The organism is Nonomuraea rubra, assembly GCF_014207985.1.
GTDB classification, from domain to species: Bacteria; Actinomycetota; Actinomycetes; order Streptosporangiales; family Streptosporangiaceae; genus Nonomuraea; species Nonomuraea rubra.
The window spans coordinates 12,644,955-12,670,541 of record NZ_JACHMI010000001.1 but is presented as its reverse complement, the minus strand read 5'-3'; the positions used below and the strand labels follow the sequence as shown (position 1 = coordinate 12,670,541).

At 69.0% G+C, this 25,587-nt stretch carries 29 protein-coding genes; 8 read left to right on the top strand and 21 right to left on the bottom strand.

Going from position 1 to position 25,587, the window contains the following annotated elements; genetic code table 11:
* Positions 1-52: 52 nt before the first annotated feature.
* From HD593_RS58945 to HD593_RS58895, 11 genes are all read right to left on the bottom strand, one after another.
* Complete coding sequence (locus HD593_RS58945; protein ID WP_185111495.1) at positions 53-259, bottom strand: hypothetical protein; 207 nt, start codon at positions 257-259, stop codon at positions 53-55.
* 402 nt (positions 260-661) lie between these two features.
* Positions 662-1,903, bottom strand: a complete 1,242-nt coding sequence (locus HD593_RS58940) for an IS256 family transposase (RefSeq protein WP_185111494.1) — start codon at positions 1,901-1,903, stop codon at positions 662-664.
* Positions 1,904-2,078: 175 nt separating this feature from the next.
* Positions 2,079-2,366: a hypothetical protein gene (locus HD593_RS58935; protein WP_185111493.1), complete on the bottom strand. Its 288-nt coding sequence runs from the start codon at positions 2,364-2,366 to the stop codon at positions 2,079-2,081.
* A 61-nt stretch (positions 2,367-2,427) separates the two neighbouring features.
* On the bottom strand, positions 2,428-3,270 hold the full coding sequence (locus tag HD593_RS58930; RefSeq protein WP_185111492.1) for an SAM-dependent methyltransferase: 843 nt from the start codon (positions 3,268-3,270) through the stop codon (positions 2,428-2,430).
* 37 nt (positions 3,271-3,307) lie between these two features.
* Positions 3,308-3,973, bottom strand: a complete 666-nt coding sequence (tmk, locus tag HD593_RS58925) for a dTMP kinase (protein WP_185111491.1) — start codon at positions 3,971-3,973, stop codon at positions 3,308-3,310.
* Positions 3,948-4,553, bottom strand: coding sequence for a 3'-5' exonuclease (locus HD593_RS58920; protein WP_185111490.1), 606 nt, complete (start codon positions 4,551-4,553; stop codon positions 3,948-3,950). Before HD593_RS58920 ends, tmk begins: the two co-directional genes overlap by 26 nt.
* A complete protein-coding gene (locus tag HD593_RS58915) occupies positions 4,546-5,673 on the bottom strand; it encodes a hypothetical protein (protein ID WP_221525480.1) in 1,128 nt (375 codons plus the stop codon). Before HD593_RS58915 ends, HD593_RS58920 begins: the two co-directional genes overlap by 8 nt.
* 167 nt (positions 5,674-5,840) lie before the next feature.
* A complete protein-coding gene (locus HD593_RS58910; protein ID WP_221525479.1) occupies positions 5,841-6,713 on the bottom strand; it encodes a helix-turn-helix domain-containing protein in 873 nt (290 codons plus the stop codon).
* Positions 6,714-6,723: 10 nt separating this feature from the next.
* Positions 6,724-7,260: a DUF6879 family protein gene (locus HD593_RS58905; protein ID WP_185111487.1), complete on the bottom strand. Its 537-nt coding sequence runs from the start codon at positions 7,258-7,260 to the stop codon at positions 6,724-6,726.
* Positions 7,257-7,517 carry a hypothetical protein gene (locus HD593_RS58900; protein ID WP_185111486.1) on the bottom strand — a complete coding sequence of 87 codons (261 nt, stop codon included), beginning with the start codon at positions 7,515-7,517 and terminating at the stop codon, positions 7,257-7,259. The genes HD593_RS58905 and HD593_RS58900 overlap by 4 nt, the downstream gene beginning before the upstream one ends.
* Before the next feature lie 283 nt (positions 7,518-7,800).
* The gene (locus HD593_RS58895; protein WP_185111485.1) at positions 7,801-8,376 is read right to left on the bottom strand and encodes an NYN domain-containing protein; all 576 of its coding nucleotides are present in this window, start codon (positions 8,374-8,376) and stop codon (positions 7,801-7,803) included.
* Positions 8,377-8,565: 189 nt separating this feature from the next.
* On the opposite strand from HD593_RS58895, the gene HD593_RS58890 reads away from it, so the two are divergent.
* A complete protein-coding gene (locus tag HD593_RS58890; protein WP_185111484.1) occupies positions 8,566-9,012 on the top strand; it encodes a hypothetical protein in 447 nt (148 codons plus the stop codon).
* A 320-nt stretch (positions 9,013-9,332) separates the two neighbouring features.
* Here HD593_RS58890 and HD593_RS58885 read toward each other — a convergent pair whose 3' ends face one another.
* The 3 genes from HD593_RS58885 to HD593_RS58875 form a co-directional block, all read right to left on the bottom strand.
* A complete protein-coding gene (locus tag HD593_RS58885; protein WP_185111483.1) occupies positions 9,333-10,712 on the bottom strand; it encodes an FtsK/SpoIIIE domain-containing protein in 1,380 nt (459 codons plus the stop codon).
* Positions 10,661-11,491 (bottom strand): hypothetical protein, encoded by an 831-nt coding sequence (locus HD593_RS58880; protein WP_185111482.1) that lies wholly within the window; start codon positions 11,489-11,491, stop codon positions 10,661-10,663. The genes HD593_RS58885 and HD593_RS58880 overlap by 52 nt, the downstream gene beginning before the upstream one ends.
* Before the next feature lie 168 nt (positions 11,492-11,659).
* A complete protein-coding gene (locus tag HD593_RS58875) occupies positions 11,660-12,529 on the bottom strand; it encodes a DUF2637 domain-containing protein (RefSeq protein WP_185111481.1) in 870 nt (289 codons plus the stop codon).
* A 388-nt stretch (positions 12,530-12,917) separates the two neighbouring features.
* Here HD593_RS58875 and HD593_RS58870 point away from each other — a divergent pair, with 388 nt between their 5' ends.
* The 5 genes from HD593_RS58870 to HD593_RS58850 all read left to right on the top strand — a co-directional run bounded on the left by HD593_RS58870 (position 12,918) and on the right by HD593_RS58850 (position 18,039).
* Entirely contained in the window at positions 12,918-13,238 is a 321-nt protein-coding gene (locus HD593_RS58870; RefSeq protein ID WP_185111480.1) for a hypothetical protein, read from the top strand.
* A 327-nt stretch (positions 13,239-13,565) separates the two neighbouring features.
* A complete protein-coding gene (locus HD593_RS58865; protein WP_185111479.1) occupies positions 13,566-13,754 on the top strand; it encodes a hypothetical protein in 189 nt (62 codons plus the stop codon).
* A 92-nt stretch (positions 13,755-13,846) separates the two neighbouring features.
* The gene (locus HD593_RS58860; protein ID WP_185111478.1) at positions 13,847-14,980 is read left to right on the top strand and encodes a hypothetical protein; all 1,134 of its coding nucleotides are present in this window, start codon (positions 13,847-13,849) and stop codon (positions 14,978-14,980) included.
* Between the two features lie 249 nt (positions 14,981-15,229).
* Positions 15,230-15,850: a hypothetical protein gene (locus tag HD593_RS58855; RefSeq protein ID WP_185111477.1), complete on the top strand. Its 621-nt coding sequence runs from the start codon at positions 15,230-15,232 to the stop codon at positions 15,848-15,850.
* Positions 15,851-15,957: 107 nt separating this feature from the next.
* Entirely contained in the window at positions 15,958-18,039 is a 2,082-nt protein-coding gene (locus tag HD593_RS58850) for a bifunctional polysaccharide deacetylase/glycosyltransferase family 2 protein (protein ID WP_312904416.1), read from the top strand.
* A 12-nt stretch (positions 18,040-18,051) separates the two neighbouring features.
* Here the strand turns inward: HD593_RS58850 and HD593_RS58845 are convergent, their stop codons facing one another.
* The 5 genes from HD593_RS58845 to HD593_RS58825 all read right to left on the bottom strand — a co-directional run bounded on the left by HD593_RS58845 (position 18,052) and on the right by HD593_RS58825 (position 22,845).
* Entirely contained in the window at positions 18,052-18,273 is a 222-nt protein-coding gene (locus HD593_RS58845) for a DoxX family protein (RefSeq protein ID WP_185111476.1), read from the bottom strand.
* 8 nt (positions 18,274-18,281) lie between these two features.
* Positions 18,282-19,142: an SDR family oxidoreductase gene (locus HD593_RS58840; protein ID WP_185111475.1), complete on the bottom strand. Its 861-nt coding sequence runs from the start codon at positions 19,140-19,142 to the stop codon at positions 18,282-18,284.
* A 71-nt stretch (positions 19,143-19,213) separates the two neighbouring features.
* Positions 19,214-20,161 (bottom strand): haloalkane dehalogenase, encoded by a 948-nt coding sequence (locus tag HD593_RS58835; protein WP_185111474.1) that lies wholly within the window; start codon positions 20,159-20,161, stop codon positions 19,214-19,216.
* A 92-nt stretch (positions 20,162-20,253) separates the two neighbouring features.
* Positions 20,254-21,432 (bottom strand): RCC1 domain-containing protein, encoded by a 1,179-nt coding sequence (locus HD593_RS58830; protein ID WP_185111473.1) that lies wholly within the window; start codon positions 21,430-21,432, stop codon positions 20,254-20,256.
* A 45-nt stretch (positions 21,433-21,477) separates the two neighbouring features.
* Positions 21,478-22,845 (bottom strand): PP2C family protein-serine/threonine phosphatase, encoded by a 1,368-nt coding sequence (locus tag HD593_RS58825; RefSeq protein ID WP_185111472.1) that lies wholly within the window; start codon positions 22,843-22,845, stop codon positions 21,478-21,480.
* Positions 22,846-22,986: 141 nt separating this feature from the next.
* On the opposite strand from HD593_RS58825, the gene HD593_RS58820 reads away from it, so the two are divergent.
* A complete protein-coding gene (locus tag HD593_RS58820; protein ID WP_185111471.1) occupies positions 22,987-24,153 on the top strand; it encodes an acyl-CoA dehydrogenase family protein in 1,167 nt (388 codons plus the stop codon).
* Between the two features lie 62 nt (positions 24,154-24,215).
* The gene (locus HD593_RS58815; protein ID WP_185111470.1) at positions 24,216-25,001 is read left to right on the top strand and encodes an alpha/beta fold hydrolase; all 786 of its coding nucleotides are present in this window, start codon (positions 24,216-24,218) and stop codon (positions 24,999-25,001) included.
* Positions 25,002-25,004: 3 nt separating this feature from the next.
* Here the strand turns inward: HD593_RS58815 and HD593_RS60875 are convergent, their stop codons facing one another.
* Both HD593_RS60875 and HD593_RS60870 read right to left on the bottom strand, forming a co-directional pair.
* Positions 25,005-25,331: a hypothetical protein gene (locus tag HD593_RS60875; RefSeq protein WP_221525478.1), complete on the bottom strand. Its 327-nt coding sequence runs from the start codon at positions 25,329-25,331 to the stop codon at positions 25,005-25,007.
* Between the two features lie 5 nt (positions 25,332-25,336).
* Positions 25,337-25,564: a PadR family transcriptional regulator gene (locus HD593_RS60870; RefSeq protein ID WP_221525477.1), complete on the bottom strand. Its 228-nt coding sequence runs from the start codon at positions 25,562-25,564 to the stop codon at positions 25,337-25,339.
* Between the last annotated feature and the right edge of the window lie 23 nt (positions 25,565-25,587).

Here is a 25,587-nt window from a genome sequence, read left to right as displayed (position 1 = left end):
TGGTCGTGATGGGCAACTGGTCGATCGTGGTGGTTGTGGGAACGCTGCGGGATTAGCCGCGCCGTCCCTCTCGGGCGAGGTAGGTGTCCGGCTCCGGGCGTTCCCCGCGTCCGCGATGGTCGGCATGATGCTGTTCGACCAGGGCGATGTAGGCGGCGAGGGCGATCGGGTAGCGGCCTCTGCCGGTCTCCTCGTAGCGGGCACCACCGACGTGGCGCAGTACGAAGAAGGTGCCACCCCCGGAGGCGAACTCGTACATGCCGCAACACGAGGTGTGCGTGACCCGAAGCACTCCGCTTGGCCTGTACGGCTCCCACGTGAACGCGGGGTCGTCTTCAACCAACTCCCGTTGGTGGGCATTCGCCATCGTCAACTCTCTCCGCCCTGGCCTGACTGTCTTGCACCGTGGGGGGAGCAGCAACGGGAGCTCTGCGAGCGACATCGCCGGCGGTTGGGAGTTGGGGCTCGCAGCCCCGGCGGCCAGGGGCTCCACCGTGGGACTGCGAGTTGTAGGCGGCGCGGGTTCCAACCATGCTGTATCGAAACCCGTACCGGAGCGCGCGGTCGGTCAGGCACGAGGAGCCCTGGACCGGCCGCGCCAAGGGTCACGTCCACGGACGTGGTGTATGAATCGATCTTCGCGTGATCCTGTTTCTGCAGGTTAAGCGGTAAGTGTCTGCGGGAGCGGGTTCTGAGCTGGTGCGTCGCCGGGAACGACTCGGATGCGGGCCTTGGCGAGGATGTCCAGGCCCATGTAGCGGCGGGCTTCGACCCACTCGTCGGTCTGCTCGGCCAGTACCGCGCCGACCAGGCGGATGATCGAGGGCCGGTCGGGGAAGATGCCGACCACGTCGGTGCGGCGGCGGATCTCTTTGTTCAGCCGTTCCTGCGGATTGTTCGACCAGATCTGCGGCCAGATCTCGCGGGGAAAGGCGGCGAAGGCGATCAGGTCTTCCCGAGCGGCGTCGAGATGCTCGGCGGCGGCCGGGTGCTTGGCCTCCAGTGTTTGCACGACCCAGGCGTGCTGCGCGCGCACCGAGGCGGCGTCGGGCTGGTCGAACAGGGTGCGGACCAGGGTGGCCACGAACGGCTGCGCGGACTTGTTCACGCAGGTCAGCAAGTTTCGCAGGTAGTGGCTGCGGCACCGCTGCCAGGACGCGCCGGCCAAAGTGGCGCCGATCGCCGCCACCAGCCCGGCGTGACAGTCGGAGATGACCAGCTGCACGCCGGACAGGCCGCGGGCGACCAGGCCGCGAAGGAAGGCCAGCCAGCCGGCGCCGTCCTCGGCCGAGGTGACGTCCAGGCCGAGGATCTCGCGCCTGCCGTCGGCGTTCACCCCGGTGGCGACCAGGACGTGCACGTTGACGATCCGCCCGCCCTCGCGCACCTTCTGCGTCAGCGCGTCCAGCCAGACGAAGGTGTACGGGCCGGCATCCAGCGCCCGGGTGCGGAACGCCTCGACCTGTTCATCGAGTGTCCTGGCCATCTGCGAGACCTGGCTTTTGGAGATGTGCTTGATGCCGAGCTGCTCGATCAGCTTGTCCACGCGGCGGGTCGAGACGCCGAGCAGGTAGCTGGTGGCAACGACGCTGATCAGCGCTTGCTCGGCCCGGCGCCGTCGTTCCAGCAGCCAGTCCGGGAAGTACGAGCCTGAGCGTAGCTTCGGAATGGCCAGCTCGATCGATCCTGCGCGGGTGTCCCACTCGCGGGTGCGGTAGCCGTTGCGCCGGTTGGTCCGCTCGTCGCTGCGCTGGCCGTAACCGGCGCCGCACAGGTTGTCGGCCTCGGCTGACATCAACGTCTCGGCCATGGTCTTCACCATGGATCGCAACAAGTCGGGGTCACCGGTCTGGATCTGCTGCGTCAGCCACTGCTCGGGCGTCACACTGTTGTCCGCGGCCATCACGTGCCTCCTTCGATCTTGGTTTGCGCCTTTGAAGGATCACGCGATGGCCGTCGCCATTTCACGACGCCACGCCTCTTGACCAGGTCAAACTCGTACACCACTCCCGTGGACGCAACCGCGCCAAGACGCGGCCTAGCACCCCCGACGGCCTGCCTGGCCACGTCTCGTCTCATCACCCGCGCCCCCTTTGAGGGCTGGGAAGCACGTTTCTCCTAGAAAGGCGCAGTAGCCCTTCTGCCTGCCAGCCAGGCGGCGCCACGCTGTTCATGAGGCGCCAGAGTTCGTCTGGACTGTTCGCTTGGAGGATGATGCCGTGATCGCATTCGCCCATGTAGATGGCGATGTGGCGGCGCCAGTAAGGGGAGTACATCAGGTAGAACCAGCCACGCGCACGGCGCTGCAGTTCCGCTCCCTGCCTCCTCGCCGCTTCGGTAGCGGCTTCGGCCTTGCCGGTCAACATGGAATCCTCCTGGAGTACAGGACTGTCTGATGGCGTACAGGGGCGGTGCCGCATACCGCCGTCATCTGTCCTTGCTTTCCGCCATCACCATGAGGAAGTGCGGGGCATCCCGCAGAGGAGCACGTCCGCCCTCCTCCGGCATGAAGTCGATCGTCCGGACCACGCCCGGGTCCCGAACGGAGAAGTCCCGCACGAGGCCCATGACCTGGGACTCGCTGCGAACGTAGATCGGGACGCCGCCATGCAGCTTCTCGTAGGCCGCTCGGCCTCGCTCGACGTTGGCCGGATCCATGCCGTCCCCGGTCACGTGCGTCAGGATGACCAAGCTTCCGGGCGCGAGACGGGCGCGCAAAGCGAACCTGAGGTCGGCGCACTCTTCGTCGGTCAGGAAGTGCAGCACCGCACCCAGGATGACCACGATGGGTTTGCTCAGCCAGAGATGCGAGCCCATGGCGTCGAGCACCTTGGCGCTCTGACGCAGGTCCTGCTGCACCACGCTGATACCGGGTCCGCGCAGTAGTGCCCGGCAGGTGGTGACAACCAGTTGGTCGGAGTCCAGTGCGAGCCAGCGCACGTCGGGGCTCACGCCGGCGGCGACGTCGTACAGGTCCGGCAAGCCAAGGACGTCCATGCCTTGAACGGGCTTGCCGCATCCCAAGTCGGCGAACTGGGCGTAGCCGCGGCCCGCGAGATGGTGGACAACGCGGACCAACGCGGCGGCGTTCTCCTGGGCCACCTCGTCGACCTTCTCGTGGATCGTCCTTCGGAGCTCGTCCACGGCTTCACGGTCGCGGGCGAACGCCTCCTTGCCCGCCCCGCGCAACGCGGCGTAGGTACGGGCGGGCACGGCCTCGGCCGGATTGAAGCTGTCACCGGGTGGCGGCGTGAGAGGGGTGTCGGTCATGAGGATCTCGCCTGATTTCCGGGGAAGGGGGAGATGGTCACCATGCGGCCGTCTTCGGCGGTTGATCGTCCGATACGGCGAAGAACTCTCTGAGCCTGTTCCTGATCGTGACCGCGATCTGGTGGGCATCCGTGCCGACATCGACGCGTAGGACGTCGTATCCGGCCTGGATGAGCCGGTCACACGCCTGCCGGTAGAAGTGCGCCTCAGCATGGCTGGACCGGGGAGTCAGTTGGAACCGGTTGTGCGCTCCTCGCTCCGCCAGCCGTGCGGCGATCAGTTCAGGCGGGCCCTCCAGGACCACCGCTAAGTCCGGGCGTTCGGCAAGGGAGTTCAGGCTCCACAGGAAGACCGGGTCCACTCCATCGAACCGCTGCATGACCAGGGCCGAAGGCACGTACCTATCGCAGAGGACGACCTCGCCGGCGTCCAGGTGGGGCTGGATCTCGGTCTCAAGGTGGTGGTAGCGGTCGGCGGCGTAGAGGCAGGCCAGCGCCGGGCCGGTGATGGTCTCGGTCATCTCGCGCGCGATCTTCCCGAGCACGCCGTTGGACGGTTCGGCGGTGGTGTGCACGTGCTCGCCATCGGCCACCAGAAGCTGCGAGAGGTGGGCGACGATGGTCGACTTCCCGGCGCCCGAGGGCCCGTCGATGCTCACGAACAAGCCGCGCCGATGGTCAGAAAAGGGTCGGAGCTGCGTCATCGGTCGATCCTTCGCAAGAGGTCGTCTTCGCGTCGGTCAGGAGGTCGGCCAGCTCCGCACCGTCAGCGATATGAGCGAGGAGGCGGGCACAGACGAGAGCGTCATAGGCCGCGCGGTGCGGCTTTGAGCCGGTGGGCATGTCCGCGGTGAGCTTGAGCTCCTCGGCGAGGAAGCCAAGCTTGTACGAGGGACGGCCGGGCAACCTGCGCCGGGCCAGCTTCAGCGTGTCGATGACGATGGCGGGCTGGAACCCGCGCAGTTCCCGCGTCAGCACGCCGAGGTCCACATGGGCGTTGTGCGCCACGAAGATGGTGTCCTCCAGGATGGCGCCGATCTCTGAGGCATATTCGGCGGCCAGCGGAGCGGATGCCACCTGCTCGTTGGAGATGCCGTGGATACGGCGGGCTAGCGGAGTGATGGGGCTGGGTGGCTTGACCAGCCACGTCAGTGGCTCTCCGATCTCGCCATCGTCGATCAGCACGATGGCCAGCTCCACCAGGTCGGGAGGGCGCTGCCCGTTACCTTCGACGTCCACGACCGCGTAGCGGAACTCCGTCCATGGGGCGTTCTGGTCAGCCATTCGCGCTCTCCCATCCGAGGTCGGCTCGGCCGTGCCGCCGTTGGCGATGTGGGTGCGCGGCGTCATGGATCTGGAAGGCGAGCCGGTGCTGGAGGTAGTACCGCGGCTGCTCGGACGGGAGGCCCTCCACCTGCGCCGCCCGTTCCGTGACTTCGGTGACGTGCATGTGGGCCGCTTCGGGCAGGCCGGCGGCGGCCTCGTGGAGCTGGGGCGCGGTGGGGACCTGGTGCGCTCGGGCACACATGTCCAGTTGAGCGGCCGGGCAGATGTCGCAGAGTTCGTTGATGCCGTAGTGGCCGTTGTAGTCCGGCAGGCCGTGGACGTACGAGACAGCGCACGAGGTCTTCCTGAACAACGGCGGCGCGCCGGACGGCCGGCGCGCGAAGCGCGCGAGGATGCGTCTCTCCAACGTCTCAGGGACGATCTTGCGGCGGGCGGTCTCCTGGTAGGGCTCGGGCAGGCCGTTGGCGCGGTAGTAGTCCGCGATCTCGTCCCGGTAGAACAGGCCGGTGAACACCGTGGCGTCGGCCCATCCGGACAGCACTGCGGCCCGCGCCAGATGAGCGGTGGTGTCGTTCAGTCCGGGCACCAAAGGCCGCCAGTAGAAAATCGTCCGGTACCGGCGCGCGGCGTGGGCCGTGGCGAGCCGCATGGAGTTCACGACGGTCTGCGCGGGGTGAGGCTCGATCCTCTTGTCACCGATCCCGGAGTACGTGAACAGCAGCGTCACCTTCAGATGCCGTAGCGCGTTCAGCCGCTCGCAATCGCTGACGTTCATGCGAGCACGGGTGATCACGAGCATGTGGTTGGTGAGTTCGCGGCTGTCGAGGTCTTCCAGGACGGCGAACAGGTGCTCGCGGACGCCCGGCAGGAACGGGTCGGTGGCCCGGTTGAAGACCTGCAGCGGGGTGTCGTGCGGCCGGAAGTACCGGTGGCTGACGAACTGTTCGACTGCCTCGGCGTCGCTCATCAGGGCCTGCGGCAGACGGGCGTCCCAGAGCCCGTAGGTGTGGCGGATGCAGTACGCGCAGCCGAGCGGGCAGCCCTGGATGTGATTGAGGGACAACCCGGACTTGCGGTATTCGACGACGTCACGGGCGCGCTCGGGCAGCGCCGCCACGGCCTCGGCAGGCAGCAGAGGGACGTAACGTGCGCTCATGAGCTGCCTCCCACGGGTACGGGCTGAGGTGTCGCCGTGAGCGTGGCATGAGGCCGATGAGAGGGCCTAGCAAGTTTCTCGGAGTTTCAGCAACTCCCTCCGAATCCGAGAAGCCGAGAAACTTGGCGCTACTCCTCGGGCTCGGTTTCGTCGGCCGGCAACAACCGCGACAGGTCCTCCATAACGTTCGTGATCAGGGCCCTGGCGGCTTGTCCGTAGGACGCCATCCCGGCCAGAGAGCGGAACACCCGGGCGTACTGCTCGATCTCCGGCGGCTGGGCGAGGTGGAGCTCGGCGGTGAACGTCTCGACCATGACGAGGGCGTTGTCGAAGATCCAGAACCCATGCTTGGGGGCGGTCACATAGGCGGTGCCGAAGCCGATGACGCCGAGCCGGACGTTGGGCAGGGTCGAAGCGGCCACCAGCCGATCGAGCTGCGGCACCATCACTTCAGGTGCACACAGCCGGTACCTCAGGGCGGCTTCGGTGACCACGAACTGGAAGCGTTTGCCCGGGTCGTAAATGATCTGCTGGCGCGTCATGCGCGCCTGCATGGCTTCCTCGATGTCGTTCGGCAGATTGTGCATGGCGATCGCTTCGGCCATGCGCGCACGGGCGTACTCCGCGGTCTGCAGCAGCCCGGGAATGTAGACCGGCTCGAAGACACGCAGCAGGCCGGCACGCCGTTCGGCATCGCCCCACTCGTTCTGGTGGTGGCTCATGCCTCCCCGCAGGACACGCTGCCACTCGGCGTGACGCGATTCGAGGGTATGGAGCGAGGCCAGTAAGGCGAGCCGCTCTTCCTCGGTAGCGCCCGTCGCCTGGGCCCACGAGCCGATGTCGGCGTCGCTGGGCGTCTGCTTGCCGGTCTCCAGCTTCGACACCTTCGAGTGCGGCCATGCGAGTAGCTCCGCGAGCTGACGGCCGGTCAAACCGGCGGCATTCCGCAGCTCGCGGAGCCTGGCCCCAAGTGCTTGTCGGGCCTGATGGACGCTGGTCACGCCCCGATTCTTACCTGATCTTGTAGTCATCCGGCAGTCGCGCCACGAACTCTTCGCGTGAGAGGGAACGGTGAACGGCATCGTCCAGCGCGGCTGCGCACTCCACGACCACTGCGGGATCGGTGATGATCTCCGCGCCGAGGAGCTGGTCGTCGTCCGTGAAGTGCAGCAGCGCGACCCGGGACGAGTCGAACACCCAGAAGTCCCGCTCCGGAAGGCCGGCCGCCTGACTGCGGTCGAGGTACCGGATGTCCTCGCCGGCCGCCACGGTGTGGCGCGAGAGGTCGAGCCCGAATCTGCTGTAGTCGCTGAGCGGGAGCGAAACGACCCGCACGCGCTGGAAGATCTTGCCTTCCTCGGTTGCCTTGCCGACGATGCCCAGCCAGTTCTGGAACCAGGCGAGATCTTCCGGCTCGCCCGCCAGGAAGCGGCGCAACGGTTCGCGTTCACTGGGCGAGTCGTACCGCTCTCGGCTCTCCAGCCTGCGGGCAGTGTGAGCGAACGTACGGAAGAGGTCCACGAACGCCGGCCCGCTGATCAGGGTCAAAGCGCCTCCTGACCTTCCGTGGAAGTGGCACGCTGACGGTTGTTCCGAGGGTCGGTGGTCAGCGGCTCGTCCGCGAACCGGAGGATGTCCTGCGTGATCTCTACCACCGTCTCGCCTTCTGGGATCTCACCGATGTCGGAGAGGGCCTGAGGGTCGGTGACGATGTAGCCCTGGACGAGGATGGTGCCCCGATCGGTGGCGAAGAGCGTCGGGGAACCGCCTTCCCCTGACCCTGATCCCAGATACTTGACCCTCATCGTGCCACTCCTTCGAGAAGCTTTCGGGAAGTTTCTCCATGAGAAGACACTGGTTGGGTGCGTCAGTCAACCCCCACACCAAGTCAATCCAACCGGTGCTGCTATTGCGTAGCGGCCTCACCGGCCCGGCTGAAGACTACGCACCCATAGGTGCGGGCAGAGGTGACGTCCAGGCGCTCCTACAGTGCGCCCGCGCCGATCGTGCAATCGCTCAGCGTGGACTGACTAGACGAAGGCTGCCCGCCAGCGTGATAGCAAAGCCGCCATCCCTAACAGCGTGCAGCTAAAGCTCGAGAGGTGGAGTTCCATCGGTGAGCAAATTGGTTTCGTTGAGAACCTTAACAATGAGCTCCGCTATTCGATCGTCGCGGCGTGTAATAAGGCGACCCAAAACCTCTGCACTCCAGGCAATCCTCTCATCCGCCAAGCTTGCAAGTTCCCCGGCCACTGGCGCGCCTTGCGGATATGCAAGAAGTACAGTTGCGCCCATATTTTGCACTTCTCGCACCGCCTCCGCAAGATCTCGATCTCCAGCAACGAGAATAATCTTCTTAGTCATGCCCTGTTGAACGAACCGAAGCATGTCTAGAACCATTAGCGTGTCTACGCCTTTTTGGGTATACCGGGTCTCAAGCCTGAAGTGCCTCATGAGCTGGCTATAGTCGACCCCGGCCGCGCGTGCAGCGGCTTTCAACTGCTCTTTGTGTTCAAAGGGCACGGCCTGCAAGTGGCCAAGTCTGAGCTGTATACCCGGGCACGCCTCAAGCCTATCCAGCTCGGTACGCTGACGGTGTCGCAGCGGCGCACCCTCGGGATAAACACCGTCGTACCAATAGCAGCGCAAGAAGCCGCTCCTCATGCGGGCAGCGGACGTCGAAAACCATGACACTAACTCTTCCCCCTCGATGCGCACTTCGCCCGCAGGGACCTTTAGGGCCGTGGAAGTCGATCTGACAAGGAATCCAGCATCGACCAAGCCGACTATTGGGGGTCTCATCTCAACCATCCTTTGCCGTATGCTCATACCTCTAGCGAGAGAGGAGATTGCATGACAGACCAGCCGGAAATGCCTCCATGGAGCAACGAAAGCCACGACTACCCCGCACCGAGAGGTAGGAGTGGGGGTGATTCTACCCTGATGAGCCTGGAAGTGCTAGTTAATGTCACAAAGGGATCGATAGGTGTTCTATTGGTGATTCCGGGCGGACTGCTTCGTGGCCTCCTCGTCAGCTCCACTCAGTGGCACAGTGAGTGGTTCGCCAGCATTGCAGAGGCCGGCGAGGCGGGCGCATCCGCACACGCGATCCTAAAGGGAATGTTCGGCGCTACGGGCCAGCTCACATCCGAAGGCGAGATGATCGATCATCTTGAACATTATCTGTATATAAAAGACGGATACTTCGCAACTGGCGCTGGCGAGCAGGGGCCCATGCCCTGGAAGGTTAAGCTGAGTTCAATAGTTGCTTGGAGTATTGGTAACAGACCACCCGCCTGAAATCGCGGCCTGGCTAGCTCCTCCGGCGATTACACTATTTCCCTGAGCATGTGATGAAGTGATGGATTTGCTGCCGCGACGATCACCACGCCGGTTCTTGCCAGGTGCACGTAGGCGCATGTTCCAGGGCGCCGGAACGCAGGGCGCCACAGTCGCTCTACCGAACGACGTCCTCGGAGGGAGCGTCCTCTCAGCGTATGCACCGCTAGGCCTAGCGGGTCCACTAGCGGAACATGCCCACGGTGACCTGGTACCTAGCGTTCTAGCCGCCTGGCTAACGCCCTCGGAAGTGACTCCCGAGGGCGTTAGCAGGATGAGGCTCAGGCTTGGCTAGATTTTCGCCTGCCTAGTGCCTCGACCACATCGGTGCGAGTAAAACCCTTGCGGTTGCGACCCTTATCGGCGGCGTCGCGCCCCCAGGTGTCCTCGGTCTTGACGCCGTACTCCTTGAGCCGGGCGGTGAGAGTGGCGGTCTTGACGTCGTCCTTCAGCTCCGCCCACTGGCCATAGGCGTCCGGCCGGAAGCCGGCCAGCCGGTCCACCACGGTGCTGTTCCAGACCTTCTCCTCCTTGGCCGTGGTGACGGCCAGGATGTCGGCCAGCAGGTCGTAGGAGACCCGCTGCGGCGGCTGCTGGCCGATCGCCTGCCCGGACAGCGTCCCGGCCGCTTGGCGGAGCTGGTAGGCGCGCTCGGCGATCAGCTCCGAGGTGGGGCCGTCCAGGTAGGCCGACCGGACGATGAGCGGGTCTTCGGCGATGCCGACGGCCCAAGAGATGCCCTTGTCGTTGAGGGTGAACATGGTGGCCTTGACCCCGGCCTGGTGCATTCCGGTGCCGAGGATCATGTCATTCTCCTGCCAGCCCATCACCCGCAGGCAGATCCGAATGCCCGCGTTCGCCGAGATGGCCTTAGGCAGGCTGTCCTTGTCCGGGCGCTGGGTCGCCAAGATCAAGATGATGCCCAGGGCGGGACCGCGTTTAATGATCGCGGTGGCGTACTTGGCGGCCTCCTCGCCGTACTCGTCGTCGGCGAACAGTTCCTGGCACTCGTCGATCGCGACCACCATCGGATGCAGGCCGAGGTCGCGCCGCGCGGCCAGCTCGGGCGTGACCTTGAACTCGGGCGCCTGGTGACGCGGCAGGCCGTCGATGACCTCCGCGCGGCGGTCCAGCTCGGCGTACACCTCGGCCAGCGAGGCGACACAGGCGGTCTTGGCGGAGTCGGTGGCGCCCTTGGCGTAGTGGTGGGCCACCTTCTCCAGCGCCGACAGGTCCCCGGTGCCCTTCAGCTCGAACAGCCGCAGCTCGGCCAGCGGGTCCAGCGCGCAGGCCAGCAGCAGCACCCGCAGCGCGAACGTCTTACCGTAGCGCGGCATCGAGCCGATGAGCACGTTGGCGAACATGAGCAGGATCGAGACCGGTCGGCCGCGCTGGTCGTTGCCGTACGGGACCGGCTCGAACAGGCTGACCTGCCCCGACGTGGCCAACGGCCAGGCAGGCTGCCGGGCCTTGCGCATCTCCTGATCGCCCACCCACAGCACCAGCCGACCGGGGTGCTCCTCCGAGACCGGCTCGGGCCACACGCACCCGAGGGCGCGGCGCAGGCCGGAGGCGAGCTTGTCGCGCTTGTCCAGCACCTCCGCCACCGTCACGCCGAGCGGGAGATCGACCTCGGCCCGCCAGCCCGGCCCATCGCGCATGATCGGGCCGGGAAGGTGATGCCGCGCCCCTTCTTGCCGAGCGCCTGGTTGATGGCCGAGATGCCGAGTGAGCCGAGCGCGTCCAGCACCTGGTCACTGGTGAGCTTGCGCACTCGTGTCGGAACGACTGCCCGGTCCAAGAGCGGCTTGTCGGCGGGAGACCCGATCGCACCGAGGACTGCGATGAGGATGCCAACGGTGGCCCAGTGGACCCAGGCCGGTGCTACCAACGTCACCACGGTGCTCGCGAGTAGCAACGCGATGGCGCTGGTGAGGAGCGTCCACAGCCGTGCCTTGACCCGGCTGTCGCGCTGCTTGGAGAGCGCCAGATACTCCGCGGCCTGCTCCTTCGCCACAGCCGCCCGGCGGACCGGGTGGCCTTCCAGATCGAACAACCAGCGCACCAGGCCGGCGAGCGCCCGCCAGGCGCCTGCCGGGGTCCGGGCCAGGAGTTTGGCAGCGTACTTCGGCGTGCGCAGCAGGTGATAGGTGAACACGTAGCCGGTGTGCTCGGCCTGCCACTTCAGCACCTGCAAGGCGTCCGCCCGTGACCGCAGCCACACCGGCACCAGCGGCGACCGCTCCTGTCGGCGCGCAGCCAGCTCGGCGAGCAGGTCGTCAGCGCCAGATCGATGTGGCTGATCAACCAGGACGACGGTGCCCTCAAGGACGTCGTTCTCGTCCGGGGTCTGCTTCGGTTCGGTGATGGAAGTGAGTGGCGAGGTCTCGTCCTGGAGGTCGGCGGTGATGCCGTCGTGCATGTCCTCCGTCACGGCCACGCCCTCACCGCCGTTCGGGTGACCGGCGACCCAAGGAGGGCGACCCAAGGAGTTCGGCCCGGCGGAAGGCAATCCACATCTGCGTGGCGCTTCGGGCGTCCGGCGTCGCCTCGCTGAGAGTGCAGAGGAGAGACAGGCTGGCGCATGTCGTGAGGATGAGAAGGTCCTTCACGCCGCGTCCGCCTCACGCGCGTCGCTCGGTGGCACCCCGTCCTCGGCGTCGGACACCTGCTGCCCTTTCTCCTCGGCAATCTGGGCGCGCTCCCGCTCCACCTCGGCGATGATCTCTTCCGCTTCGCGCTGCTCCAGTCCCCAGCGACTCATCAGCGGGCGTCGGCCGAGGCGCTGCTTGCCCTCGCTGAGGCTGTCGAGGTAGGCCAGTCGCGCCGCCTCGAACCGGTCGGCAGGCAGCACCGGTACCTGACGTTCCACCTCGACCACGGTCTCGGTGGGCTGGCACACGTGCGTGTCTGGGGAGGTCTCCTGAGAGGGGCGGCGGTTGTTGCGGACGATCCACATCAGCAGCTCGTACGCGGCCCCGAACGCGAGCGGTGCAAGGGCGCTGACCAGGCGAGATCCCAGTCCGCCTGACCAGCCGTGCGCCACGTTGGCCGCCAGCGTCACTGCGCCTCCCAGGGCGAGAGTGACCCATGCCAGGACTGGCACACGCATCCGGCGACGCGAGCAGTAGACCATCACGATTGAGGCCATGACGATCACGCCGTCGGACATCGCCGGGTAGAGGACGGCCATGTCGTGCCGCTCTCCCAGAGAGATGGCCAGGGCGTAGAAGTGGTGGTACGAGACGTAGGCAGCCGCGCCGGCGACCGCCAGCAGGACGGCCACCGCGAAGCCGAGGATGACCCGATCCCCGAGCTGGCCTGTGCCAGGGGTGGTGGGCGTCTCAATGTCCGGCACGCGACGCGTTCGGCGTGAGAGCAAGAGGTTGGAGAGGAAGCGTCGAATGAGGGTCGGCGGAACCTCGTCGTCGGGTTGCATTTCCGCCGTGACAGTGGGTGTGGAAGGGTTGGGCCTCATGGCCTGGCTCCTGCTGTAGTCAGGTTGCTGGGTCACAGGCCGGGGTCGGTGTTGCAGTCACCGATTCCCGGCCGCCTTTCTGGCACGGTTTGGGCCGGCGTCGTCGTGCTGGAGACGTGCCGGACAGCCACTCACTTGTCGGGGCGGCCCTCAACACGGGACAGCCGCGTGGCACTGGATCTTGTCCGGCGTGGGCACGACCTTGTGGCAACACTGCGATGGCCTGACCACGTACGCCTCTCACGGGCGGGATGCGGTTAACGGGTCGGCTCGGCATCACCTGATGGCGCCGCGCGGCACAGGCGGCCTGCTTGGAGGTGACAAGCTCGCGTACGTCCCGGACGACCTGAGGGCCCCAGTGATGCAGCGCCCACAGAGGCCAGTGGTTGTGGACGATCAGCAGGCCCGCCCCCCGTACGTCACACCTGAGCGCGGCGCGCGGCCGGTCGGAGGTCGCCACCTGTCGACCGAGCGCGGCGTGACGGAGTCGATCGGGCTCGCCGAGCGGCTCGCCCCGTACGGCATCCGGCTGGATTTCATAGGCTCCGAAGCCCGCGACGTGGGCTCGCCGCTGCGGCGCGCCCAGCGGGTCGGCCTGGCCGCCTGGTTCGGGTACGTTCTCGACCGGCACGCCGTGCTCATGGCCGAGGGCGCGATGGCCGGGCTGTCGTTGGCGGACGACATAATTGGGACGCCGCCCACGAAGTAGGTGAAGAGCTTGCGCACCGAACTGAATATCCACCCCGTCACGAGATGTCCAGCCACGGGGTGTCACAACTGCCCAAAAGATAGTCGACCGGTTCAAGACCGACCTCGGACACACACCGCACGCACATGTGGGGGCTCCGGTTCGATCCGGGCCTCCACATTCTGCTTTTCGGCGTAGATACGCGAGCTTCAGCCCCAGTTGGATGCAGAGCTCAGCCTTGTCGCCCGGATCTGCAGCCGTGGGATCGGCCAAGGCGCGAGCGTGATCGGATTCGATTGCGCGAGCATGCGCGGATGCGTCGCCGTGGCGGCTCACTACCATCCCGCCATGTCCTTCGATCTTGTCTATCCCGCCGTCTCCGTACTGATCGTCGCCTTGTTCGTGGGCCTTCCCCTGAGCACCGCGACGGCGGCCATTCCTGTCGCGCGGCTCTCCGCCCCGCCCAACCGCCACGAGCTCATGAGCCGGAGAGCCGTCGCCCTGGGGCTGTTCGCGTCGTTCGCGGCGTCTGTCTGATGGGACTTGGCGCATGGCTGGCCCGTGAGGATTCACGCTACGAAGCCATCGAGTCCCTCGGGGTGCTACTGATCATCCTGGTCGGCGCGGGCGTGCTCACCGCCGGTCTCGGCCCGCTGCCATCGTGGCTCATCGCGGTCGGCGAAACGGCACAGAGCAGGGCCGAATACCTTCCCCGCGGCAGGCCCGGCAGCTTAGTGGTCCATTCGGGCCCTGTGTCCCTGGGGCCTTTCTCGACGGCGGACGCGGCCACGGTACGAGCGGCGGTGGAGAGGGAACTACCGGGCGTGCCGATCGCCCAGCACGAGGCCGTTGTGGACACCTGGTTCTTCGACGCCAGAGCGGAGAACGTCGAGATACCGGAGGAGGTCGTCTACTGGAACCAGGTCATCGGGGACGAGAAGCTGCTGCGGTACCTCACGGGCGATCAGTCGACGCCGTACGACGAGAGCACGGTCGTCGTGATCACGTCGGCGGGCGTGAAGGTCGACGCGGTGGACCTGGTCTACGAGCTCGACAAGGACGACGAGACTCGGCAGACCAAGTCCGCCCGGGCGGTCGTCGCCAGAATCTCCGATCCGCACATGGAGACGATCTTCGTCCCATCGAAACTCGTCCGAGATCTCGGCTACCGGCTCCAGCCGAGCGAGCTGATCGTCGACCCGGCCGTCCACCGGGTCACGCCCCAGGAGCAGCAGCGCCTCGACGACCGGCTGGATGACGCGGTCGCGGAAGTTCACGTCGAGCGGGGCTTCCAGGCTTCGACCGGGTGGCTGCCCTTCGCCGCGGTGGCCTTCCTCGCCGCCCTCGGGTGCGCGCTGGCGTCCGGCTTCGGCAAGGCCGCCAACGCGCGCCAGGCCCGGGTCATGAAGCGAGCCGGCAACGGATCGGCTGCGGCGTTCCGGTGGTTCCGCGCCTCTCGCGCGGGTCTGAGCACCCTGTGCGGAACGGTGCTCGGCGCGATCGCCGGAGTTCCCGCCGGGATGTTGCTGCTGTGGCCCCTGACGATGCGCACCACGTGGGAGGCGCCGGCACGGGTGCCGTTCGAGACCCCCTGGCCGGCGATCGGAGCTGTCGTCGCCGGTCTTCCTCTGCTCGCCGCAGCTCTCGGCGCGCTCTTCGCCCTTCGATGTTCTTGCCCGGACTTCTTGTCGGCGAAGGCCCGTATGCTTCCAGCTCATCTCACCGGACGCGACAAACAGTCGTGGAGCCGCCCCGCTCGGTGAGAATGCCGCCGAAACGCGGGCCCAAGATGGTAACAACAAAGCCACGCGCGCATTTGATATGACCTATGGCTAGGGCGCAAATTTCCTCCGAAACCACGCGGGCCAGGGCGGCGCCGAAGACAGGGCGAGCCGATCGGTTAGGGCCGCCCGACCAGGCGAGATCCCCACTCCCTCCAATTTGATCACAATCTGCGAAAATATCCCGACAATGAAATGGGAAGGCTCCCACGTCATTTACGATCTTCACTCGTGAATAAGCGGAAGCGGGCGGCGGGATCCGCCGTGTTCGTCGACCACAGCGGCCGGCGGGCATGGATATTGACGATCAGCGGGATCCTCGCGGGCACCCTCCTGCTGGCCCTGACCGCAGTGCTGTTGGGAAGCGCTTTTCGGGGCATCAGGCTGGACTCCGTGCAGTGGCCGGCCGACGGGCGCGGCGGCGGCGGCGCTCCCGAGCAGTCCGAATCCGCCGACGTCACGTCCCCGTCCCCGGCCCCCTCCGCCTCGGTGAGGTCCCGGCGGCCCTCCGCCCCGCCGTCCGCGCCGGCCTCCCGCCGCCCCTCCGCACCCGTCGCCGAGGACACGCCGGACCGGCCCGCGCCGTCGCCGAGCCCCTCCAGGACGACGCGCCCCGCCGTTCCCGACCCGGAGGACGAGTCCGACGAGCCCGCCGGCTCCATCGGCGGTGAGCAGGACCCGGGGGGCGGCCCCTCCCCGTCACCGGAGGACCCGGCTCCGTCGCAGAGCGAGACCGCCGAGGCGTCCACCGCGCCGACCGGGGACCTCGGCCCCTCCCCGGGCGGGGGAACCGAATCTCCCGCTCAACTCCCCGACGAGCGGCCGGGCGCCGCGAGCGGCCGGAACACGTGAACCCGCTGGACCTCCGAGGGCCGGACGGACGTGTCACCCCGCGCCCCAGGCGCCGCGCCAGGCGGCCCGCACCGCGTGCGCACTGGTTCCTGGCTCTGGTCGCCACCGTGCTCACCGCATCCTCCCTGCTCCTGCACGGGTACGCCAACGGTGAGCTGGGCGAGCACGAACCCGTCCCCGAGTCCTACGGATACTCGCCCGAACTCGACCGGGTGCGCAGCGGCGGCCCGGTGGTGGACGCGGCGCCGCAGAAACCCACGGAGCAGGACGCGGCCGATCGGGGGCCGCGCAGCCTGAGCATGCCGGTCCGTACGGTGGCGCTCACCTTCGACGACGGTCCCGACCCCGAGTGGACACCGAAGCTGCTGGACGTGCTGGAGCGGCACGGCGCGAAGGCCACGTTCTTCGCCGTCGGCGCCCGCGTGGCCGAGTACCCCGACCTCGCCCGGCGCATCGTCGACGAGGGCCACGAGCTGGGCAATCACACGTACGCGCACGTCGACCTGTCCGCCGTGCCCGCCTGGCGGCGGCAGCTGGAGCTGTCGCTGACGCAGCACGCCATCGCGGGTGCCACCGGGATGCACACGCACCTGGTGCGGCCCCCGTACCACGCGACCCCGTCCGCCGTGTCGGCGCGGCAGTGGGAGACGATGCTGGCCCTGGACGGCGAGGGCTACCTGGTGACGCTTGCCGACCTGGACACGATGGACTGGAGCAGGCCGGGCGTGGCGGAGATCGTCCGCGCGGGCACGCCCTACAGGGGGCGCGGGGCCGTGGTCATGCTGCACGACTCCGGCGGCGACCGCAGCCAGACGGTCGAGGCCGTGGATCAGCTGCTGGCCAAGCTGGCCAGGCACGGCTACCGGGCCACGACCCTGGCCGAAGGGCTCGGCCTGGGCTCGGCGCACGTCCCGGCGGACGACTCCAGCCGCGTCCTCGGCCGGCTGCTCATCCTGGCGCAGCGCGGATCGTCCCTCGCGGTGGACACGCTGGCCTGGGTGATGGTCGCCGCGGGCGTGCTGACGCTGGCCCGGCTGCTGGTGTTCGTGGTGCTGGCGCGATCGCACGCACGGCGGGCGGCGGGTGCGCGGGACCGCCGCCGTCGACGGCAGGCGCCGGAGCGGCCCCCGTACCGGCCGCCGGTCAGCGTGATCGTCCCCGCCTACAACGAGGAGCTGGGCATCGAGGCGACCGTGTGGTCGCTCGTCGACACCGAGTACCCGGCCCCCGTGGAGGTGATCGTGGTGGACGACGGATCCTCCGACGACACGGCCGAGCGGGCCGCCGCGCTGAGGCTGCCGGGCGTGCGGGTGTTCAGGCGCCCCAACGGCGGCAAGGCGGCGGCGCTCAACACCGGCATCGCGCGCGCCTCCCACGAGATCGTGATCACGGTGGACGGCGACACCGTGTTCGAGCCCGCCACCATCGGCCACCTGGTGGCGCCGCTGGCGGACCCGGGCGTCGGCGCGGTCAGCGGCAACACCAAGGTCGGGAACCGGCGCGGGCTGCTCGGACGCTGGCAGCACCTGGAGTACGTGATCGGCTTCAACCTGGACCGGCGGGCCTACGACCTGCTGGGCTGCATACCGACCGTGCCCGGCGCGATCGGCGCCTTCCGCCGGGCGGCGCTGGAGTCGGTGGGCGGCCTCAGCGGCGACACCCTGGCGGAGGACACGGACCTGACGATGGCGATCAGCCGCGGGGGATGGCGGGTGGCGTACGAGGAGCGGGCGCTGGCCTGGACGGAGGCGCCCACGTCGCTGCGGCAGCTGTGGCGGCAGCGGTACCGCTGGTGCTACGGGACCATGCAGGCCATGTGGAAGCACCGGCGGGCGGTCGTCGAGCGAGGTCCCTTCGGCCGGCGCGCGCTCGGGTTCCTGGCGCTCTTCCACGTGCTGCTGCCGCTGTTCGGGCCCGCGGTGGACGTGATGGCGGTCTACGCCCTGCTGATGCGGGACCCGTTGCCGGCGGCCGCGGTGTGGGCGGGGCTCCTCGCCGTGCAGACGCTCACCGGGTGGTACGCGCTCCGGCTGGACGGGGAGCGGGCGGGGGTGCTGTGGGCGCTGCCGCTGCAGCAGTTCGTCTTCCGCCAGCTGATGTACCTGGTGGTCATCCAGTCCACGACCACCGCGCTCCTGGGCACCCGCCTACCCTGGCAGACCATCCGCCGCGAGGGGGCCTTCTCCTGAGGACGCGCGGCCTCATCTGAGCGGGACGCCCAGCAGGCCGACTGCGAGGCCGAGCGCGCCGAGAGCCTTGAGGGCGCCGATCGGCCAGACCAGCCAGGATTCGGGCACGCCGGCCCGGTGCGGCGCCGGGCCGAGGGTCCGCATGATGGGCTTGAGCCTGGTCATGGCCGCGAACCCGGAGAAGGTGTTCGCGGCGATCGTGACCAGCGCGGTGATGACGTACGCGGTGGGCATGGGGCGGCTCAGGCGGTCCGGAACGCGGCTAGGTGGTCGGCCACCCAGTCGGCGTAGGTCCGTGCGGGGCGGCCGAGTGCCCTGTCCACCTCGCCGGTGACGGGGGGCTGGTCGTGGTCGAGGTAGTGGGCGTAGCGGGCCATCAGGGCTTGGGCCCAGGGCTCGGGCAGGCCGTTCTGGACGAGGTGGGCGGCGACGGCCTGCGGTGGGAGTTCTTCGAAGCGCAGCGGCCTGCCGAGCGCGGCGGCGATGACGGCCACCATCTCCTCGTGAGACAGCGACTGCGCGCCCGTTAGCTCCAGTTTCCGTCCGGCCAGGTCGTCGGTGAGCAGCGCGCGGGCTGCCACCTCGGCCAGGTCGCGTTCGTCCAGCGGGGTCTCGCGGAAGCGGGCGTGCACGTAGCGGACGACGTCGCCGGCGCGGAGCTGGGCACCCCACGCCTGGGCGGTGTTGCCGGCGAAGCTGCTCGCGCGCAGGCTGGTCCAGGCGAGGCCGCTGGCCATGGCCGCCTGCTCCGCCTCCTTGTTGCGGTCGCCGCGCCGGCGGGAGGGTTGCAGCTCGTACGGGTCGTCGATGTTGATCGCCGACAGCGCCACCACCTTGCGGACACCCCGCTCGGCGGCGACCGCCAGCAGTTCACCGGCGGAGTCGCCGAAGGTGCGGGGGTGCAGGAAGACGGCCTCGGCGCCGTCGAAGCAGGCGGGCATCGTGGCGGGCTGGGACGGATCGCCGGTGACGAGTTCGGCCCCGTCCGGCAGGCCGGATCGTTGCGGGGTTCGGCTCACGGCGCGGACGCGGGCGCCTTCGGCGAGCAGCTGTGCGATGAGGAGACGCCCGACGGGGCCGGTCGCGCCGGTTACGACGATCATGGTTGTTCGCTTTCGTGTGGTGACTGCGGCGGTTCGATGACGGTGACCAGGAGCGGAAGAGGCAGTGCTCGTCAAGACGGTCGGGTGGCCGGGCTCGTCGAGCGGATGAACTGGTCGACGGCGGCCGCGAGCGCCGCCCCAGCGTCCTCCTGGAGGAAGTGGCCCGCACCGGTGATGGTGGGATGGGACAGGCCGCGGGCGCCGGGGATGCGCCCGCTGAGCGCGGTGTGGTCGCCGCGGGTGACGTGGTCCTGGTCGCTGAACGCGCACAGGAACGGCAGCTCCAGCGTCTCCAGCACGTCCCAGGCGGCCCGCAGCGCCGGCGTGTACGGGTCCTGCGGCGAGATCGGGATGAGCAGCGGGAACTGCCGCACCCCCGTCACGTACGACTCGTCCGGATAGGGCGCGTCGTAGGCGGCCAGCACCTCCGGCCCCAGCTCGGTGACGGTCATCGCCTGCACGATCGCCGACGGCAGGAACGGCAGGGTGCGCTGGCTGGACTGCAGCCAGGCGGCCATCATCGGCCAGCCAGGCCCGAGATCCTCGTCCCCGGTGCTCAGGCCGGTGTTGGCGGCCACCACGCGGCGGAAACGTTCCGGATGCGCGGCCAGCAGGGGCAGGCCCAGCGCGCCTCCCCAGTCGTGGCAGACCATGGTCACCTCGCGCAGGTCCAGCCGGTCCAGCACGGCCTCGCGCAGCCAGCTCAGGTGCCGGTCATAGGTGTAGGCGTGGCGGTCGGCGAGCTTGTCGGACTTGCCGAACCCGATCAGGTCGACGGCCACGCACCGGTGCCCGGCCTCGACGAGCGGCGGGATGACGTGCCGGTACAGGTAGCTCCACGAGGGGTTGCCGTGCAGCAGCAGAACGGTGTCCCCCGACGGGTGTTCCGGCCGCTCGTCGAGGTAGTGCATCCGGAGCCGCCCGCCCGCGACGGTGACGTGGTGCGGCTGGAACGGGTAGTCCGGCAGGTTCGCGAAGCGCGATTCGGGGGTGCGCAGCACCTGGAGTGTCGTGGTCATGCCTCATGAGAGGTGAGCACGGCGGCGAAGTGTGACGTCCCGGCGGCCCTGGTGTGACGCACGTCTCAGGGCCGCCGGCGACGTCACGCCGTTCAGCTCAGCTTCCGTACGGCCAGGCCGTGGTCACCCCCGGCGGCGATGAACGTCAGCTCGGAGCCCCACACGATCGGGAACACCGGCATCGGCACGGGCACGCCGGTGCCGGTCTGGCCGGAGGTGTACTGGCCCCAGCCGTACCCCGTGCCGGCCGAGGTGAGGGCCAGCCCGAAGGCGCAGCCCGCCGCCACGTCGTTGACGCCGGACAGGCCCGGGATGAGCTGGGGCTGCTTGACGACGGTGCCGGTGTGGGCCACCTGGGCATGGGTGTTGTCGCCCCAGCCCCACACCTGGCCGGAACCGTCCACCAGGTAGCTCTGCTGGCAGCCGGCCGCCAGGGCGCGCACCTGGCCGTACCGGCCGAGGACCTGCACCGGGCTGAGCGACGCGGTGACCGAGGTGGTGCCGTTGCCGAGCTGGCCGGAGTTGTTGGCGCCCCAGGAGAGCAGCGTGCCGTCGGCGCGTACGGCCAGCGAGTGGTAGAAGCCGGCGGCGATGTCGTAGACCGGCCCGCTCTCCCCGCCGAGGCCGGTCAGCTCGGTCGGGCTGGCCTTCTCGACCCCCGTGCCGTCGCCGAGCTGGCCGCGCGAGTTGCTGCCCCAGACCAGCACGGTGAAGTGGTTGCGCAGCGCCATGCTGTGGAACCAGCCCGCCTCGATGTGGGTGATGTTCCGCAGCTCGGGCAGTGGTTGCGGGGTGGCGTACGAGCCGCCGAACGTGCCCAGCCCGAGCTGTCCCGCGTAGTTCGTCCCCCACGCCCACACGTGCCCGTCGGCGCTCCTGGCCAGGCTGAACCCCCAGCCCGCCGCGACCTCCACGATGCCGGTGAGTCCCTGCACCTTGACCGGCACGTTCGTGTCGGTGTGGGTGCCGTCGCCGAGCTGCCCGTTGTTGTTCTGGCCCCAGGCCCAGACCGTGCCGTCGGCGGCGACGGCCAGCGAGTGGGTGAGGCTGCCCGCGACCTCGGTGAAGCCCGCCTCCTCCGCGCGCACCGCGACGGGTACGAGCCGGTTGTCGTAGGCGCCGTCGCCGAGCTGCCCGAACCCGCCCTTGCCCCAGGCGATGGCGTGGATGGCGGGCGCCGCCGCGCGGGCGGCGGGAGCGACGGCCAGCACGGCTGCGATGGCCACCAGGATGGCTGGTAATCGGCTGATGAGCCGCCGGGATGGTGGCATGGGAAACCCCCTTCTGTACGGGCGCCGTGCTCGGACGACGGCGCCTCAGATCAAGGGCGTTCCATTCCGTTCCATGGATCTCTGGACGGTCCCTGGCCGGCCGAGGCGCAGGGCGAGCAGGGCGACGTCGTCGGTGAAGTTCTCGCTGCGGCGGTACAGGAGCTGGTCGCACATCTCGTCGAGGGGGAGCCGGCACAGGCGGGAGGCCTCGCGGGCCAGGCCGTCCAGGCCCTCGTCGAGGCTGTGCCCGGGGCTCTCGACGAGCCCGTCGGTGTACATGAGCAGGGTCGATCCCGCGGCGATCAGCTCTTCGTGGTCGGGGCGGGGAAGGGTGGGGGTGACGCCCAGAGGGTGGCCGCTCTCGGTCAGGAGGTAGCGGGCGGGGCCGTCGGCGGGGACGAGGAGCGGTGGCGGGTGGCCGGCGCTGCTCCAGTACAGCCGCCATCCGGAGTCGGTGTGCTCCTCCAGGCGGGCCAGCAGGACGGTGGCCATCGGGCCGCCGTGCAGGTCGTGCAGCACCTCGTCCAGCCGCTGCAGGATGTGCGAGGGCGGCTCGCACTGCTCGTAGGTGAGCACCCGCAACATGTTGCTGATCTTGCTCATGATGGCGGCCGACTTCAGGTCGTGCCCCATCACGTCGCCGACCATGAGGCAGGGGACGCCGTCGGGCAGGATGATCACGTCGTACCAGTCTCCGCCGATCCTGGGCAGGGAGCTGGAGGGGCGGTAGCGGGCGCAGGCGCGCACACCGCCCACGTCGGGCAGGTCCGGGAGAACGGGGAGCAGGCTGCGCTGGAAGTCCTCGGTGCTGCGGCGGAGGCGTTCGTACAGGCGGGCGTTCTCGATGGCGACGCTGGCCGCGCTGGCCAGGGCCGCGATGATCCGCTCGTCGTCGCCGTTGAACGGCCCTCCCGAACGTTTGTCCGCGAAGTACATGTTGCCGTAGACGGTGCCGCGTACCAGGAGTGGCGTGCCCAGCAGGCTGTGCATCACCGGGTGGCCCGCGGGGTACTCGCGGAAGAGCGGATGGGACGTCACGTCGTCCACGCGCATCGGCCTGGGGTGGGCCACCAGCTCCCCCAGCAGGCCGTGGGTGGTCGGCATGCGGCCGATGGCGGCGTACACCTCTTCCGGGACTCCGCACGTGAACAGGTCGGCGAACTCGCCCTCCTCGTTCAGCACGCCGAGAGCGCCGTACCTGGCGTCCACCAGGTCGGCCGAGACCTCCACGATGGTCTGCAGCGCCGCGTTCAGCTCCAGCTCCGAGCTGATCGCCAGCACGGCCTCCAGCAGGCGCTTCATCCGGTCGTGCAGCTGGCGGATCTGCGCGAGGGTCTCCTGCAGTCGCTGCAGGTCCTCGGCCCCCAGCCCCAGAAAGCTGTCGAACGCGCCGTCTCCTGGATCTCCCCCCATCTGTCCCCCCGAGATCTCTCGCCTGCCTCATGCCCCACGGCCATCCGGCTGACACCTGCCGACCAGGGCACTGGACATCGGGCCCATGACGTGATCTGACGGAGGTAGAGCGCCGACGATCACGAACAGGAGCACCTGGACATGAGCGACACGCCGCGACTGCACCGAGCCGGCCCGACCCTGCTGGAGCGGGCCAGGGACCTGCGCACGTTGATCGAGAGGGAGGCGGGCCGGGCCGAGGCCGCGGGCAGGCTGACCACCCCCGTCGTGGACGCCCTGCACGCGGCGGGCCTCTTCGGCGGCTGGGTGCCGGTGCCGCTCGGGGGTGCCGAGCAGTCCCCCAGGGAGCTGCTCGACGTCTTCGAAGAGCTCACGTACGCCGACCCCTCGACGGGCTGGGTCGTCATGGCCACCACTCTGGAGAACGGCACGGCCGGCGCCTACCTGGGCGACGATGCCGTGGAACGCCTCTTCAAGGGCCCGCGGATGCCGCTGATCGCGGGCCAGGGCACCCGGCCGGGCGTCGCCGTCCCCGAGAACGGCGGGTTCCGCCTCACCGGGCAGTGGAGCTTCGCCTCGGGCATGTACCACGCGCAGTACGCCCACAGCGCCGCCGCCGTCGAGGGCACCGACGAGGTACGGATCTTCATCAGCCCGATGGAGGACGTCAAGATGCTCGGCAACTGGGACGTCCTGGGCCTGCGCGCCACGGGCAGCATCGACTACACCATCGACGGGGCCTTCGTGCCGTACTCGCAGTCGCACGACTTCGGCACGACGGAGCCGCTGCGCGGCGGCGCGATCTTCCGGCTCGGGCTGCTCGACCAGGCGCTGATCTGCCACTCGGGCTGGGCGCTCGGCATCGGCCGGCGGCTGCTGGACGAGCTGGCCGGGTACGCGGCCGCGCGGAGCGGGCGGCCCGGCCAGATCGCCGGCAGCGACGCCTTCCACGCCGACTTCGCCCGCGCCGAGGCCCGGTTCCGCGCGGCCGCGGCGCTCATCCGAGAGACCTGGGACGACGTGGAGCGCACGCTGGACGAGGGCGGGCGGCTCAGCGTGCGCCAGGAGACGATGGTGCGGCTCGCGCTCAACCACATCACCTCGACGATCGCCGGGGTGGCCGGGTTCGTCTACGCGTCCGGGGGCACCACGTCGCTGCGCGAGGGGCTGATCCAGCGGCTGTTCAGGGACGCCCAGGCGGGCGCCGCGCACATCCTCTCCGGGCCGCAGGCGCTCCAGGAGTGCGGCAGGGAGCTGGCGGGGCTGGCCCAGGGCCAGTCGTGGGTGGTGCTCGCCCTGGAGGGATGAGTTTTTCCCGTGCGGGAGGTCAGACCTTCGACAGGCGTAACCGGAGTAAGGAAGGTCTCACCATGACGATCGCCACCCACACCCTGCGGCGCCCGGGAGTGCGGCTGCGTTACGAGGTACGCGGCTCCGGGCCGCTGCTGGTGGTGACCGGCGCGCCGATGGCGGCGGCCGAGTTCGCGCCGCTGGCCGAGGCGCTGGCGGCCGACCGCACGGTCGTCACGCACGACCCGCGCGGCATGTCCGGCAGCGTGCTCGACGACCCGTCGGAGGACTCCACGCCGGAGCTGCGGGCCGACGACCTCGCGGCCATCCTCGACGACCTCGGGGCCGAGTCGGCCGACGTGTTCGGCAGCAGCGGCGGCGCGGTGACGGGGCTGGCGCTGGTCGCGCGGCACCCCGGGCGGGTGCGTACGCTCGTGGCGCACGAGCCGCCCTGCGTCGAGCTGCTGCCGGACGCCGCCGGGCAGCGCGCCGCGGTGGACGACATGATCGAGACCTTCCACCGTGACGGGCTGTGGGCGGCCTTCGCCAAGTTCATGGGGAACGCGGGGTTCGACGAGGGCGGGAACGCCGGGCCGCCCCCGTCGGAGCAGGTCGTCGCCGACGGCTCCCGGTTCTTCGCGCACGAGCTGCGCGGCACCACCCGCTACGTGCCCGACGTCGCCACGTTGCGGAACGGCCGGGTCGTCGTGGGGGTCGGGGCGGAGTCGGGGCAGCTCGTGACGTACCGGACCTCGGTGGTGCTGGCCGAGCGGATCGGCACGACGCCGGTGGAGTTCCCCGGGGACCACGGAGGGTTCATGGCGCACCCGGTGGAGTTCGCGGACGTGCTGCGCAAGGTCCTGTAGGGGTCATTCGAAGCGCACGGCGTCGTACCTGGTCGTCACGTTCATGAGGGGCAGCGCCGCCGTGGTGACGGCCATCGCCGCCAGTGCGCTTCCCGCCGGCAGCGCCACGAGTCCGAGGTCCGGTGGCGACCACGGCTCACCGCCCGCCGCCGAGGCCGCGTCCCGCCGCGCGGCGGTCAGCGCGCGCATCGTGGCCAGGTGCCGGGCCCGCTGGGCGTCGAGGAACTCCGCCGCCGGCCGGCCGGACATCAGCGCCAGCGTCACCTTGGTGAACAGCACCGCCCGGAGCTGGGGCTGCGGATCCTCGGGCTCGGCCAGCCAGCGGTCCAAGCCGGTCACTCCCTCCGGGGTGATGGCGTACCGCTTGCGGTCGGGGCCCGCGCCGGCTCCACGGCGGCGACCTCCACCCGGCCGTCACGGACGAGCTGGGCCAGCGTCCGGTAGACCTGCCCGAACCTGATCGGCTTGGCCGCGCCGAACCGGCGGTCGTAGGCCTGCTTCAGGTCGTAGCCGTGGCGGTCGCCCGCTTCCAGGAGGCCGAGCAGTGTGTACGAGACGGTCATGCCGCGGACTATCCACACCGGGT

Excerpts from the sequence above, each read along its gene's own strand:
- HD593_RS58835 (WP_185111474.1), bottom strand. The coding sequence starts at position 20,161 with ATGACCACGACACTCCAGGTGCTGCGCACCCCCGAATCGCGCTTCGCG.
- HD593_RS58845 (WP_185111476.1), bottom strand. The coding sequence starts at position 18,273 with ATGCCCACCGCGTACGTCATCACCGCGCTGGTCACGATCGCCGCGAAC.
- HD593_RS58815 (WP_185111470.1), top strand. The coding sequence starts at position 24,216 with ATGACGATCGCCACCCACACCCTGCGGCGCCCGGGAGTGCGGCTGCGT.
- HD593_RS58920 (WP_185111490.1), bottom strand. The coding sequence starts at position 4,553 with ATGGCTGACCAGAACGCCCCATGGACGGAGTTCCGCTACGCGGTCGTG.
- HD593_RS58940 (WP_185111494.1), bottom strand. The coding sequence starts at position 1,903 with ATGGCCGCGGACAACAGTGTGACGCCCGAGCAGTGGCTGACGCAGCAG.
- HD593_RS58945 (WP_185111495.1), bottom strand. The coding sequence starts at position 259 with ATGTACGAGTTCGCCTCCGGGGGTGGCACCTTCTTCGTACTGCGCCAC.
- HD593_RS58820 (WP_185111471.1), top strand. The coding sequence starts at position 22,987 with ATGAGCGACACGCCGCGACTGCACCGAGCCGGCCCGACCCTGCTGGAG.
- HD593_RS58895 (WP_185111485.1), bottom strand. The coding sequence starts at position 8,376 with ATGAGGAGCGGCTTCTTGCGCTGCTATTGGTACGACGGTGTTTATCCC.
- HD593_RS60870 (WP_221525477.1), bottom strand. The coding sequence starts at position 25,564 with ATGACCGTCTCGTACACACTGCTCGGCCTCCTGGAAGCGGGCGACCGC.
- HD593_RS58900 (WP_185111486.1), bottom strand. The coding sequence starts at position 7,517 with ATGAGGGTCAAGTATCTGGGATCAGGGTCAGGGGAAGGCGGTTCCCCG.
- HD593_RS58875 (WP_185111481.1), bottom strand. The coding sequence starts at position 12,529 with ATGAGGCCCAACCCTTCCACACCCACTGTCACGGCGGAAATGCAACCC.
- HD593_RS58840 (WP_185111475.1), bottom strand. The coding sequence starts at position 19,142 with ATGATCGTCGTAACCGGCGCGACCGGCCCCGTCGGGCGTCTCCTCATC.
- HD593_RS58890 (WP_185111484.1), top strand. The coding sequence starts at position 8,566 with ATGACAGACCAGCCGGAAATGCCTCCATGGAGCAACGAAAGCCACGAC.
- tmk (WP_185111491.1), bottom strand. The coding sequence starts at position 3,973 with ATGACGCAGCTCCGACCCTTTTCTGACCATCGGCGCGGCTTGTTCGTG.
- HD593_RS58885 (WP_185111483.1), bottom strand. The coding sequence starts at position 10,712 with ATGCGCGATGGGCCGGGCTGGCGGGCCGAGGTCGATCTCCCGCTCGGC.
- HD593_RS58830 (WP_185111473.1), bottom strand. The coding sequence starts at position 21,432 with ATGCCACCATCCCGGCGGCTCATCAGCCGATTACCAGCCATCCTGGTG.
- HD593_RS58935 (WP_185111493.1), bottom strand. The coding sequence starts at position 2,366 with ATGTTGACCGGCAAGGCCGAAGCCGCTACCGAAGCGGCGAGGAGGCAG.
- HD593_RS58930 (WP_185111492.1), bottom strand. The coding sequence starts at position 3,270 with ATGACCGACACCCCTCTCACGCCGCCACCCGGTGACAGCTTCAATCCG.
- HD593_RS58825 (WP_185111472.1), bottom strand. The coding sequence starts at position 22,845 with ATGGGGGGAGATCCAGGAGACGGCGCGTTCGACAGCTTTCTGGGGCTG.
- HD593_RS58865 (WP_185111479.1), top strand. The coding sequence starts at position 13,566 with ATGTCCTTCGATCTTGTCTATCCCGCCGTCTCCGTACTGATCGTCGCC.